Genomic DNA, 13038 nt, shown 5'->3' on the forward strand with positions numbered 1-13038 from the left:
GATTGGATAAAGCACCTTGCTTGCTGCTTACAAACCATTGATATTACTGGGTTTTCACAGATCCTTTAATGACACTCGGACCAAATCCCAAAGCGTTGAGTAACCAGCGTTTTGGGATTTTTTCTTACCCCCGCAAGTTTTGCAGGTTCTTATGAGACGACTATGTTCTTATCTATGGCCGTCTCTGGTCTCAGAAATCCAACGCTACTGTATCTTGCACTGTTTTCCGAAGTGGTTGGGCTATGGATACTCGGAGAATCCAAAACAATGCAGTTTTTTATAGGCAGTGAATACCTTGTCACAAAGCTCTCATATTATGCTCTGCTGACCATGCCTCTGCCGTTTACGCTGTATCTTGATAATGACTATCAGCGCCACACGCCAGCTTACCCCACATTTTTCTTTTGGCTTTTTACCGCAAACCTTGTGATTTCTGTCGCATTGGAACTCACAGGAATGATATACTTCTTTCGAACGTTGATATCTGTGCATCTGATGCTGTTGGCCCTGATCATTGTCACAATTACCGCACTTTTGTTTGAAACGATCAAATACCATAACCGTGACGCCTGTATTCAGCTAATCGGGCTTTTCATTCTTGGCCTGTCCGGAGGGCTTGAACTAATTACTATGTAGTCAAGCTCGTATAGTCCTATTTCCAAATTCTTCCGTGTTAGGATTCTGCTGTATGTGGCCTATATGGGTGTTGCAGCGCTTCAACGGCTGCTCACACTGGCCCGGGAGAGCAGGGATGCAGAGCATTTTCAGCGCCTGGCCTTTACTGATGTGATTCCGGCAGGTAACAACCGCATGGCATTCGAAAGAGATGCTGAGACGGTATTTGTTCCCGGTGGAACGCCTGGAAACTGGCTGGTGCTGTTTGAGCTTGACCACCTAAAAATTATTAACGACACAATCGGCCACCAAACAGGCGATGAAGCCATCCGGCAAGCTTATCAATGCCTAACTGAAGCATTCACCAAAACCGGTATCTGCTATCGCATTGGTGGCGATGAATTTGCGTGCATTGTTCGATCCCCTTCCGAAGAAGCCGTGGATATATGCTTGAAAAAGCTGGATGAGCTTGTACGTCAAAAACAGGAAAAGATTTCCTATGACTTCGGCATCCCCTATGGGAAAGGAATTTTTGACCCGAAAGCAGAAGATTTTCACACATTTTTTGTGTCTGTTGACAAACGCTTTTACTTTAACAAAGAAAAGAAGTATCAAATTCCCCCAATATTTGTATAAATAAAAGCGGGTGTCCACTATCTGGACACCCGCTTTATTTTTTACCACGTACCCAAAATGCTCCCCCGAAATTTTCAGCGGCTAACAAACCTGTTAAAAACAGCTACAAAAAAGCCCTGAAACCTTTCGGTTTCAGGGCTTTTTTGGTACGGCTGGAGGGACTCGAACCCCCGACCTACTGGTTCGTAGCCAGTCACTCTATCCAGCTGAGCTACAGCCGCATACCGTCAACTGCTCACTGACAGCTTAATTATATTATCACAGTCGACGGCAAAATGCAAGCTTTTTTTCCCAAAAGTCGAAAACTTTTTCAGAACTCCTTGAGGTAGAAATAATGCCCCCAGACACCCACCGCCGGCTCCACGGCGGCGAAGCACCGATAACCCAGCTTCTCATAGAAGCCCGGGGCCTGAAAACCGAAGGTGTTCACCTCCACCCGGCATGCGCCCAGACGGCGTCCTTCCTTCCCCACAGCTCCCAGAAGACGGCGGCCCAGTCCTCTCCCATGGCAATCATCAGCCGCCCAGAGAAGATCCACCACCACCACTTCATCGGCCCGCCATGCGGTGATCCCGCCCAGACAGACACCGTCCCCTTCCACGCGGCAGGAAAGATCGGCCGTCTCCTGAAAAAAAGCGGTGGTTATACTCCCCCAGGCCCAAACAAGACTGGACCTCCTCTGGCGCAAAGACCACCAATCGTTCCATTAAAAATCCTCCCCATCCAGGTCAAAGGGAGGCAGATCCCGAGGCTGGGCCACTGCGTCCCCCTCGTAGTCCACCTCCTCGGGCACCGGCTCAGAAATGGCAGCCGCGTCAGGGGCCAGATCCACCATTCCCTGCTTGTACTGCATCTCCTGCCACTGCTCCTTGGTAATGAGCACCTGGCGGGGCTTCGAGCCCTCAAAGGGGCCTACGACTCCCTTTTCCTCCATCTGGTCCACCAGGCGCGCAGCCCGGGAATACCCCAGTTTGAGCCGCCGCTGGAGCATGGAGACCGAGGCCATGCCGGTATCCACCACCACCTCGATGGCAGAGGGCAGCAGCTCGTCGTAGCTGTTGTCCACATCCTCGGGAGCGGAGCCGCCCACGCCTTTGCTCCCCTTCTCGTTGCCCGCCACGTTCCGCTCGATCTCATGGAGCACCGCTTCATCATACTGGGCAGAGCCCTCCTGCTTGACAAACTCCACCACGCGGGCCACCTCTTCATCGGAGATGAGACAGCCCTGGACCCGAGTGGGTTTGCCGGACCCCAGCGGGAAATAGAGCATATCGCCCCGGCCCACCAACTTTTCCGCACCGGTTTGATCCAGGATGATGCGGGACTCCAGAGAGGAAGCCACGGCGAAGGCGATGCGGGAAGGAATGTTAGCCTTCATGAGGCCGGTGATGACGTCTGCGGAAGGCCGCTGAGTGGCGATGACCAGGTGCATTCCGGCAGCACGCCCCATCTGGGCCACCCGGCAGATGGATTCCTCCACCTCCTTGGCGGCCACCAGCATCAGATCAGCCAACTCGTCGATGACCACCACCACCTGAGGCAGCTTGGACATCTCTCCGGAGCGGGACGCATGGGCGTTGTAGGAAGCCAGATCCCGCACGCCCACCTCGGAGAACATCCGGTAACGTTTCATCATCTCCGTCACCGCCCACTGCAGCGCACCGGCGGCCTTCTTGGGGTCTGTGACAACGGGGATCAGCAGATGAGGAATGCCGTTATAGATGCCGAGCTCCACCATTTTAGGATCCACCATGATCAGGCGCACCTCCTCGGGAGTGGCCTTATAGAGAAGAGACACAATGAGGGAGTTGGTGCACACCGATTTGCCCGAGCCGGTGGTACCGGCGATGAGCATGTGGGGCAGCTTGGCAATGTTGCCCACAATGCAGTTGCCTCCGATGTCCTTGCCCACGGCAAACGCCACCTTGGAGGCATGATTTCGGAACTCACGGGAATCGATCACATCGTGAATACACACGGGAGTGACCAGCTTGTTGGGCACCTCGATGCCCACCATGGAGATCTTGTTGGGGATGGGTGCGATACGCACCCCGGAAGCTCCCAGGGCCAGAGCGATGTCGTCGGCCAGGTTGGTGAGCTTGTTGAGTCGGACGCCCTGGTCTAACTCCAGCTCATATCTGGTGACCGAGGGGCCGCGGGTGACGTTGACAATGTTGGCGTCGATGCCGAAGGAGTGGATGGTGTCGGTAAGGCGGGCCTGGTTGGACCGCAGCTCTCCTGCCACACCGGCGGAGTCCCCCTCCTCCCCCGCGGTGAGCAGAGAGACCGGCGGATATTGATACACGGGGGCAGCCTGACTCAGGGTCTGCTCCACCTCCCGGCTCACCTGAGCAGCCGCCTTCTCGGCGTCTCCCCGCCTTACCTTGGCCACCGCGGGCTCCCGGACGATTTCCGGCATGGTGGGGATGATCTCTCCCCCTGAAAGCGGGACAGCGGCCGGAACGGACGGTACGGCCTGCTCCAGGATCTCCTCCTTGGGAAGCGGGAAAGGCTCCGGCGGGACCACAGGAGGCGTGGAAGGAATCTCTTCCGTAACCGGGGCGGACGGCTCCGGCGCCGGCGCCGGGTCTGTCCCGCCCAGGATCTGATCGGGGGCGGGCACTCTGGCCTTGCGGTCAAAAAAGCCTCGCTTGGAAGGGGCTGGTTCCTCCGGTTTTTCCTGCGGAAGCGGGCCGTCATCTACCGGGATATCAATGACGGGGCGGCGCTTCTCCCGTGGCGGGGCCACAGCACGGGCGGGCTTCGGCGCGGGCTCCGGCAGCTCCTCTTCCGCATACTCGGGATGGGGCCGGTTTTTGAACCAGTCCAGGATATCAACCGCAGTCACGTTACAGGCCGCCATGAGCATCCCCACCGCAACCAGAAAGAAAATGATTCCCGCACCGATCTTGCTGAACACCGCAATGAGGCCCTGGGACAGAATTCCGGACAGCACCCCGCCTGAAGCGAGCTCTCTGCCGCTCTGCCACAGCACCCCCGGCAGCGCCGCCGTCCAGGGATATTCCCCTTTAGAGAGCAGAAGGTGGAGAAAACCGCCGGCCAGTACGGGCATCAACATGGCACACCACACCCGCAGCCGCACGGGGCGGCCCCGGTGGAACGCCAGGATCGCACTGGCGATCAGCAGGGCCGGGGGCAGCAGCCAGTAGCCATAGCCGATCAGCCCTTTCACCGTCCCGCAGAAAAAATTGATGAAAAGGGCATCCACCCGGAAATAGCCAAGGGCGGAAAAAATGGCCAGCAGCAGACAGATCAGCGCCCCGATCTCCCGGCGAAAGGGCTTGGGCGCCGGCGCCTTCTGGCGGCTGGAGTTCCGACTTCCGCCGGAAGTCCGGCCCGAAGAGCCGCCGGAGCGCCCCGACGTTCCTCCTGTTTTCCGGGCAGTGTTGGTTTTCTTTTGTGTGGTGGCCATGGGATCATCCTTTCAGGAACCTCGCCCAGCAGAGGCGGCAATAAACTTTCAAGTTAAATCATACCGCAATTTCCTTTTCTTTTCAAGGGAAAAGCGGAGACCGGCACGGAAAAGGGCCTTCGATCCAAACGGACCGAAAGCCCTTTCTTTTTCCACTGCATCCTTTATCCGACCACAAATCCCGCGACCAGGGACACCGCGCCCACCGCCCAGCAGTAGTAGGCAAAGGCCCCGAATTTCCCCTTGCTGGCCAACAGGTTCACCAGTCGAATGGCAAAATAGCCCACCACGGCGGCGATCCCCATCCCCACCAGGCAGTGGGGCAGAATGGCCGGGTCAAGCCCGGCCTCCAGCGCATCCTTCAATTCCAGAATCGTAGCCCCCAGCACAGCAGGCAGAGACATGAGGAAAGAGAACCGGACGGCAAAGGAACGGTCATAGCCCCGGAGCATTCCGGTGGAAATCGTGATGCCGGAGCGGGAGATTCCGGGGAGCGTCCCCACGGCCTGGGCGCAGCCCACCGCCAGCGCGTCCACCAGAGTGGCGGTCTTGGCCGTTTTTCGGCCCTTCGACAGCCGGTCGGAGAAAAACAGCAGGAATCCGGTAGCCAGGAGGGCCAGAGAGACGAACGTGACGTTTCCGGTGGCCGATTCAACCACATCTTTCACAGGCAGGATCACAAACAAAGGCAGAGTCGCCACGATGATGAGAAGCACCAGCCGCCGGGCAGGAGGCGTCTGGACCTGCTGGCGGCCGCCGCGGCGGGAAAAGAGATCCCCAATGGCCCGGAAAAACTCCCGAATCATATCTACGATGTCATGCCAGTAATAGATAAAAATGGAGATCAGCGTTCCGAAGTGGAGCATGACGGAAAAAAACATCTGCTTGGATTCAATGTCCTCCATCCCGAAAAAGTGCTGAAACAGCGCCAGATGACCGGAACTGGAAACAGGCAGGAATTCGGTAATGCCTTGTAAAACGCCCATGAGGACGGACGAGAGATATGTCAATCTATTTCCCTCCAAAAAATCAGATTGCCCCGGAGTGGAGCATGCATATTTATATTACCACAGTTGCTCCAGTATTTCCAGAATCTTTTTCCGGCTGAAAAAAGAGCGGAGGTCACCCCCCGCTCTGCTCTGTCTCATTCTCTTTCTTGCGGGCTTCGATCTGTCCGTGAAGGCTCTCCAGCGCGTCAGAAAGTCCGCCCACTCGGTCGATCAGTCCCAGCGAGGCTGCCTCTTCCCCATAGATCACGCTGCCCACATCCCCGGTCAGTTCCCCCGTCTCCAGCATCAGCTTTAAAAACGCCTCCCGGGAGATTCGACTGTTTCGAGTGACGAACTGGACAATCCGCTCCTGCGTCCTCTGAAAATAGTAAAACATCTGGCTGACGCCGATTACAGTCCCCGACAGGCGCACCGGATGGATGGTCATGGCCGCGGACGGGGCAATGAAGGACGTTTTCGCCGCCACGGCCATGGGCACTCCTATGGAGTGGCCGCCGCCCAGAACCAGAGACACCGTCGGCTTTTTCATCCCGGCGATCATTTCCGCAATCCCCAGTCCGGCCTCTATGTCGCCCCCCGCCGTATTGAGCAGCACCAGCAGGCCGTCCACCTCGTCACTCTCCTCCACCATGGCCAAAAGCGGCAAAACATGTTCATACTTCGTTGTCTTAATGGACGGCGGCAAAATCTGGTGGCCCTCGATCTGCCCCACAACGGCCAGCGTGTGGATGGTTCCACGCGGCGTACAGATTCGGGTCGAGCCCAGTTCTTCAATTTCCCGCCGTTCCTCTTTGCGCATCTCCTCTTCCATACTCACCCTCCTTTCCCGCTCAGTATGTGCGGTCAGGGTCGTTTCTACCCATCAATACTTCTTGTATAACCCACCGTTTTCCTTCCTTTTGATCACAAAAAATCTTCGTCTCAAGTCTGGTAAAAAGCGGTCTTTTCTCTTCAAACATCTTCCTTTCGCAGACTTTCCACGCGTCCTTTTTGTTTACATAATTTAATTCTATAATTGCGTCTACAAATAGTTATGCACATTTTCCACCGAAGTTTCCACAAGCGCTTTTCCCTTCTGCCAAAAGAGTTTTCCACATTTTCCACCGTTTTGTCCACAAGGCTCTATCGCCGGTTTCGCCTCTTCTCCAATTTCAAATCCAGTCAACATAATCTTAATATTCCCTTCTGGCTAAAAAAATGGGCCGCAGATTTCTCTGCGGCCCATCCACGAAAGATTTTTTTACTCCCGCTCCCTTTCCTGGGCAATCTTGGTCTCCTTCAATCGGGCCTTGAGCTTCTCACCCCGACGCTTGACGCTCTCCAGAGCCTCCCGATCCCGTGTCGTTACACTCATGTGGCTGTACCGGTCACGGAAACGGCGGCTGAGCCGCTCGGCATGCGCAGCCAGCTCGTCGTACCGATCCTTGAGCGCCCGTCCAGTCTCGTCCAGCTCGTCCGGGATTAGATCATCCAGCCACTCTCTGGCCTCCACCAGCCGGTCGGAGAGCTCCGCCCGCCCCAGGTGAGCCTGAAGCCGCAGCTCGTCCCCTGCCTGCTGGAGCTTATCCAGCAGCTGAGAGGTCCGAACCAGCTGATAGATGGTAGCTGCGGTATCCGCGATCAGGATCCCCAAAAAGACCCCGTCCAGCACATAGCGGGGAATGGGGGAGATCCGATCCAACTGACCGGCTACCGCGGGATGGATAAAATAGAGGACCACAAAGGAGAGCACACCCCACATCAGGCAGACCCACAGGCAGATACGACCTTTGATATTGAACTTGTACATGCTGTAATCCCAATATTTGATGTGGGTCGTGGTCTCTAAAAACCAGCCTACAAAATACTCCCAGACGGACATGCCCACCGTAGCTGTGATATAAAACAGCACCGGATTGCCCATGAGGGGCTGAAACCAGCAGATCATCATCAGTACGCCCACCCCGTAAATGGGACACAGCGGCCCGTAAAGAAAGCCGCGGGGCACAAAGCGATGCTCCAGCACGGAACAGTAAACAGTCTCCATGCACCAGCCCAAAACGGAATAGACGATAAAATATAAAAATGCGATGCTGATGGGAAGGCCAAATAAAACAGGCTCGGTCATGGACTCACTCCTCGGGTTCACCCGGCGCGGTCAGCGCCTCCAACACCTCGTTATAGATCCGCTCCGGCTGGGCGCGGAAATTCTCGATCAGCCGGTCCGCCTGAGCATCGGAGGGACACAGCAGTTCGATGGTCAGCAGATTGCCGCCGTCGTCATCCAGGGTCATGCGGGCGACAATGGATCCATCTCCGTTTTTCCGCTTCTCCCCCCGGATCTGCGCATTCCGCCGGAGGGCCGCGTTGACCGGAGCCAGGTCCTGATTGCACCGGCGGCGGACAGAGTATGGCAGGCTGCTCTCACAGGCGGCTGAATTGGTCCGCCCCTTCTCCGTGATGAGATAGCAGTCCCCGTCGTATGTCAGGTGGCCGCTCTCCACCAGTTCCGCCGTGGCCTCCGCAAAGTCAAAGTAGTCTACGCCCTCATGACGCATGGACAAGTCGGAGAGGGTGTCGAAATCGATGGGCCCGGCTGCGTGGGACATCAAATAGAGTTCCAGCATCTTAATGTCCAGTTTGTCGTGAATAAATCCGTATCGGGCCATAGCAGATTACTCCTTCCCCTGTTCCACGGCCCTCCGCTGCTCTTCCTCCCGCGCGGCCTTGACGGCGGCCTGGGCCTCTTTCTCCGCCTGATAGTTGGCCAGCTCACCCGGGGTGATGGGCGTGATGACGATGGTGATGATCCGCTTGCTGTCCGCCCCCACAGAGACGTAAACACGGCTTTTGGGGCTGTACCGGGTCAGCTCGTCCGCCACACCCTCTTCATGCTGGCTGGTAAGGCGGTTGATCTCCCAGATGATCTGGTCGCACTCCTCGTTGGCCAAAACCGCCAGGAAGGTGCCGGAATAGTTGGAGGCGCCGCCGCGGATCTCCTTGTCGTCATCCAGGCACCAGGTGATGACCGCCTCGGTGAGCTTTCCAGCTTCGTTGGCGGTGAGCGTCACCCAGTGGCGCTTATCCTGGGGAGCATACCCCGACCCATAGATATAGACCGGCATGGCCATAGTCTTAGTCTGGTAGACAGAGAGGCTCACATTGTCCAGCAGCTCCTCCGGCGTGCAGGACCAGCAGCCGTCCTCCACCTCCACCGGGATGGGTGAAAATTTGGGGCGCTCCGGTTTCTTCTCTTCTTCCTTGGCTTTCTTTCGTTTGGTGAGAAAATAGACAATCGCCAGCAGGATCAGTATCATAATAATTTCGGGCATATCAGAGACACCTCACTCGATTTCTATGTGAAATTATATTATACCTTTCTTTAAAAAAAAAGGCAAGCATATGTCTATCTACATGGCTGGTTTTATCCAATGCGGAACCATTTTCATCTCTTTTTTCTGTCTGCGCTCCGACACGCCGCGACGCCCCGCGGAAGATGAAATCTTCCGCGGGGCGTCCTCTTTGTTTGTTCCCCAGCTCCGGTATGTCTCCTCATTCCGGGGCTGCGTCGTTCTTCTCCCGTTCCGAGCGCACAAAGGCCACCGTAATACATCCTAACACCAGGATGTTTGCAAATACCACGGTAGAGCCATAGAGCTGAGAGCTCCGAGCAATGCTCAGTCCGAGCAGGACGAAGGCCAGAATAAACATCATCCGTCTGGCGGCCACGCTCTCCCGACGCCCACGGATGGCCAGGCTCAAATTGAACAGCCACAGGAGCACCACCGCTCCTCCCAGGCCATAGATCGCGTATTGAAATACCTCCAGCCAGCTCATATTGCCTCTCCTCCTCTGCGTCCCGTCTTTGCCCGCCCAGTGCTCTGCGCCTGCTCCTTTTCGCTCAGGGCGGCAAGATCATAGTTTTGATTCAGTTCTAAAAATGCGTCGTTGAACTCCCTGGAGATCCGCTTGAGCAAAGCCATCCGATGCTCCTCCTGACCAGTCAGAAAGCGTGTAAATGCATTTTCCCGGTTGACGCTGTCAACCGTGGAAAGGTCTTGGCACCCCTCGATAAAAACGCAGGCCAGGAAGCACAGGTCGGTGATTGGCTGCCCAAATTGCTCCCGCAGGCGGCGGCTCCTGCGGCTGCGGCGGCGGACCTCCACCGCGGCGGCCTCAGCCCTCTGATAAAGGCCGGCAGCCTCCTCCTCCGCTCCCACGCGCAGGATCGCCCGAAGTTCTTCCGGCTGTTGTTCCGGCGGAAAGGGATGGACGCCGCCGCCAACTCGCCGCACCGCCAGCCGCCGCGTGGGCGGACAGGGACTGACCAGGTTGGAAAGGCCGAGAAATGCCTCGGCAAACCGATCCACCGCGAAGCGGAGTTCTTTCTCTCCCCGCCGGGAAAATAGAAATGCCAGGATGATGGCCGCAACCATCGCCGCGTAACCGATTCGAATCGCCACCGCGCCCATAGCTTCTCCTCCTTTCCGGGCTGTCAGCAGCAGCCCCAGCCCTTCCACCCCTCAAAACCGGCCCATTTCCCCGTCTCCTCGTGAGATCCCGGAGACTCTTTTCCCGCCTCCTCCGGCGCCTCTGGGTCTGAGGGATCAGCCGCCTCCGGTGAATTTCCCTCCGCCTCCGGCGACGGCTCAGCCAACAGTGTGCGCTTCAGCCTCTCCAGCTCATCAGCGGTCAGTTCCCGGCGCAGTCTCTGGGCCGCCTGGGCCGCCGGGTCTTTGTCGGCGTCGGACCCACGCACCGCCGCCCCATCCGCCCATGTTTTCTGCTGGCGGCGTGCGGCGCTCCAAAGTCTGTCGGCGTACTCCCTGCGGTCCGGCCCCGAGGCCACCGGGGTCGCTGCCACAACTCCCACCGACACCAGAACCAGTTTCAAAGCGGCCAGCGCCGGAGCGTAGCTGGGATACTCAGTGGTGATGCCCTCTAAGTAAAGCCTGCTGAAAAAGGAAAAGTGGGCAATATTAAACGCCAGGTAGCCCGCTAAAAGAAGGTAAGCCGCCCGACAGCCCGCCTTCCCCCGCCATCCCTTGGGAGTGGCGCTGCAGATTGCCCCGATCAGGATCACCCCGCACAGGAAGAGCTCCATCAAAAGTGGGATCGGTGCTTCTGCGGGCAGCCCCGCAAGATGCCCGCGCAAAAGATAGAGCTCCCCGCCCACGGCCAGAAGGAACGCGGCGGTGGATACGATGGGCCGCGACCGCATAGTGTTGTCCATTGTGCCTTCTCCTCTCCAAAGTCGTAACTTCCGGTTCCGTCTATCCTAAATACATTGCAAGTGCCATGCCAAGTTTCCGATCCGGGCTCAGCCCTCCGTCCGGAAGTTGGAAATATCCAGGCCGTATCGCTCCATCTTTCGGTAGACGGTTCTGCGGGAAAGCCCCAGAAGCTCCCCTGCCCGGCTCACGTTTCCTCCGCTGAGAGACAGGGCTCTGCGGATCTGCCGCAGCTCAATCTCCCGCAGAGAGCAGCCGCTTCGCCCCGCCGCCCCGCTGCCGGCCTCCGGCTGCATGGGTTCCTTTCCCATCTCTTCGGCCGTCTCACCCAAAGCGGCGGCACGAATATGCTCCGGAAAGCACTCTGGGCCGATTTGATCGGACTTGGCCAAATAGATCGCCCGCTCCACGGCATTTTCCAACTCCCGGACATTTCCCGGCCATTGATAGCGGCACAAAAGAGCATATGCCTCCGGCGAGAGCCCCGTCATCCGGCAGTGAGGCAGATCCGAGGCGTATTTCCGAAAGAAATAGTCCGCCAGAGACACGATGTCGCCCTGTCGATCCCGCAGAGGCGGAATGCGGATGTCAAAAACGTTGAGCCGGTAATAGAGGTCGCTGCGGAATTCATTCCGCTCGATGGCTTTAATGAGGTTCTGGTTGGTTGCCGAGATCACCCGCACATCCACCTTGACCGTCTTGCTGGAGCCGATCCGGCTGACCTCCCGGGTTTGAAGCACCCGCAGCAGGCTCACCTGCACGTCGAACGGCATGTCGCCGATCTCATCCAGAAAGATGGTCCCTCCATTGGCCAGCTCAAACTTTCCGGCCCGCCCATCCCGGTTGGCCCCTGTGAAGCTGCCACCCTCATAGCCGAAAAGTTCACTCTCGATCAGGCTTTTGGGCAAAGCCCCGCAGTTGATGTCCACAAAGGGCTCCCGCCGACGGGCGCTGGCATTGTGGATCGCCTGGGCAAAAAGCTCTTTTCCTGTGCCGCTCTCCCCGCTGAGAAGGACATTGGAGTTGTTTCCGGCCGCAACCCTTGCCAGCTCCACCGCATCCCGCAGGGCCGGGGAACCGCCGATGATGTCGTCAAAGCGAAACCGGGCATCCGACCCAACGATCCGGCTGACCTTTCGATGCAGGGTCTCCGCCGTCTCAAACATGACCACGCAGGAGCCCGCATCGGCCCGCTGAATGGAAAAGGACAGCGACATCGTCTGGGTCCCCCGTTCAATGGTGACCAGGCGGTCCGTCACCCCGCGGCGAACCTCCGACTCCCTCAGGGCCCGTCTCCCGATCAGCTCAAAGAAGGCAGCTCCCTCCAAGGCCTCCCGGGGCAGCATCAAAAGCCGCGCCGCGCCGGCATTGGCCTGCACAACAGTCAGATCCTGGTTCAGCAGCAGAATCCCGGACGGCCAGGTCTCTATGATGATACTCAGATTGCGCCGCAGGTGATCCAGCGTCTCAAAGGTCTCCCGCATCTTCATCTGCCGACGGATATTCTCCGCCACCGAAACCGCAAGAGCCAGCGTCTGTGCCCCCACCTTCTCATAGGGGCTGATGAGGCAGATCCCTCCCGCCACGGAGCCATCCGGACGAAAGATGGGTGCGCCGGTACAGCCCCATTTGCGGCTGGGGCCAAAATAGTGCTCCTCGCTGAACACCTGGACCGGCTGCCCTGTCTCCACCGGTGTGCCCACGCCGTTTGTGCCGATCCTCCGCTCGTTGCGGTTGCACCCCTCCACCATTCCTCCAGCCCGGATGATCTGCTGCAGATCCTCGTCCCCGGTTACCTGAAGGACATACACCTCCTCGTCGCAGACCGTCATCACGAATCCGGCTCCGGTGGCAAACTCCCGCAGGCTCTCCACAAAGGGCAGTGCCACATCACAGAACTCCCGCCGCTGCCGACACCGCTCCGCCAGTTCCTCCCCGGTCAGGATACGGGGCAGCCGGGTATCCATTCGAACGCCAAATGCCCGGGAACGCTTCCACGACTCCAGAATAACGGGACGGACGACTGATGGGTCAAAGGGCTCCCCCCTCTGAAAGGCGCGCTTTGCCGCCAGGACCTTTTCCTGGTCCACCCACATAAAGGGACCTCCTCTCTGCTCTTGCTCTTTCCTCTATT

At 57.8% G+C, this 13038-nt stretch carries 13 protein-coding genes and 1 tRNA gene; 2 read left to right on the plus strand and 12 right to left on the minus strand.

Annotated features, from left to right (window positions below):
• Nucleotides 1-111: 111 nt before the first annotated feature.
• Nucleotides 112-636: a hypothetical protein gene (locus tag ACQRD3_RS10775; protein WP_427781392.1), complete on the plus strand. Its 525-nt coding sequence runs from the start codon at nt 112-114 to the stop codon at nt 634-636.
• Between the two features lie 63 nt (nt 637-699).
• Nucleotides 700-1251, plus strand: coding sequence for a GGDEF domain-containing protein (locus ACQRD3_RS10780; protein ID WP_427781405.1), 552 nt, complete (start codon nt 700-702; stop codon nt 1249-1251).
• A gap of 144 nt (nt 1252-1395) precedes the next feature.
• Here ACQRD3_RS10780 and ACQRD3_RS10785 read toward each other — a convergent pair.
• From ACQRD3_RS10785 to ACQRD3_RS10840, 12 genes are all read right to left on the minus strand, one after another.
• A tRNA-Arg gene (locus tag ACQRD3_RS10785) sits at nt 1396-1472 on the minus strand.
• Nucleotides 1473-1561: 89 nt separating this feature from the next.
• On the minus strand, nt 1562-1939 hold the full coding sequence (locus ACQRD3_RS10790) for a GNAT family N-acetyltransferase (RefSeq protein WP_427781393.1): 378 nt from the start codon (nt 1937-1939) through the stop codon (nt 1562-1564).
• 18 nt (nt 1940-1957) lie between these two features.
• Complete coding sequence (locus tag ACQRD3_RS10795; protein WP_427781394.1) at nt 1958-4684, minus strand: DNA translocase FtsK; 2727 nt, start codon at nt 4682-4684, stop codon at nt 1958-1960.
• A gap of 164 nt (nt 4685-4848) precedes the next feature.
• Nucleotides 4849-5670, minus strand: a complete 822-nt coding sequence (locus ACQRD3_RS10800; RefSeq protein ID WP_427781395.1) for an undecaprenyl-diphosphate phosphatase — start codon at nt 5668-5670, stop codon at nt 4849-4851.
• Between the two features lie 136 nt (nt 5671-5806).
• A complete protein-coding gene (locus ACQRD3_RS10805; RefSeq protein WP_080907983.1) occupies nt 5807-6505 on the minus strand; it encodes an ATP-dependent Clp protease proteolytic subunit in 699 nt (232 codons plus the stop codon).
• Nucleotides 6506-6934: 429 nt separating this feature from the next.
• The gene (locus tag ACQRD3_RS10810; protein ID WP_427781396.1) at nt 6935-7801 is read right to left on the minus strand and encodes a putative ABC transporter permease; all 867 of its coding nucleotides are present in this window, start codon (nt 7799-7801) and stop codon (nt 6935-6937) included.
• A 4-nt stretch (nt 7802-7805) separates the two neighbouring features.
• On the minus strand, nt 7806-8342 hold the full coding sequence (locus ACQRD3_RS10815; RefSeq protein WP_080907981.1) for a DUF4364 family protein: 537 nt from the start codon (nt 8340-8342) through the stop codon (nt 7806-7808).
• A 6-nt stretch (nt 8343-8348) separates the two neighbouring features.
• The gene (locus ACQRD3_RS10820; protein WP_427781397.1) at nt 8349-9005 is read right to left on the minus strand and encodes a hypothetical protein; all 657 of its coding nucleotides are present in this window, start codon (nt 9003-9005) and stop codon (nt 8349-8351) included.
• 220 nt (nt 9006-9225) lie between these two features.
• Nucleotides 9226-9510, minus strand: a complete 285-nt coding sequence (locus ACQRD3_RS10825) for a hypothetical protein (RefSeq protein WP_080907979.1) — start codon at nt 9508-9510, stop codon at nt 9226-9228.
• Nucleotides 9507-10145, minus strand: a complete 639-nt coding sequence (locus tag ACQRD3_RS10830) for a hypothetical protein (RefSeq protein WP_080907978.1) — start codon at nt 10143-10145, stop codon at nt 9507-9509. The genes ACQRD3_RS10825 and ACQRD3_RS10830 overlap by 4 nt, the downstream gene beginning before the upstream one ends.
• A 23-nt stretch (nt 10146-10168) precedes the next feature.
• On the minus strand, nt 10169-10906 hold the full coding sequence (locus ACQRD3_RS10835; RefSeq protein WP_427781398.1) for a hypothetical protein: 738 nt from the start codon (nt 10904-10906) through the stop codon (nt 10169-10171).
• Nucleotides 10907-10993: 87 nt separating this feature from the next.
• Nucleotides 10994-13000, minus strand: coding sequence for a sigma-54-dependent Fis family transcriptional regulator (locus ACQRD3_RS10840; RefSeq protein WP_427781399.1), 2007 nt, complete (start codon nt 12998-13000; stop codon nt 10994-10996).
• Between the last annotated feature and the right edge of the window lie 38 nt (nt 13001-13038).

The sequence above is a fragment of the Candidatus Pseudoscillospira sp. SGI.172 genome (assembly GCF_050313575.1).
Taxonomy (GTDB): Bacteria; Bacillota; Clostridia; order Oscillospirales; family Oscillospiraceae; genus Vermiculatibacterium.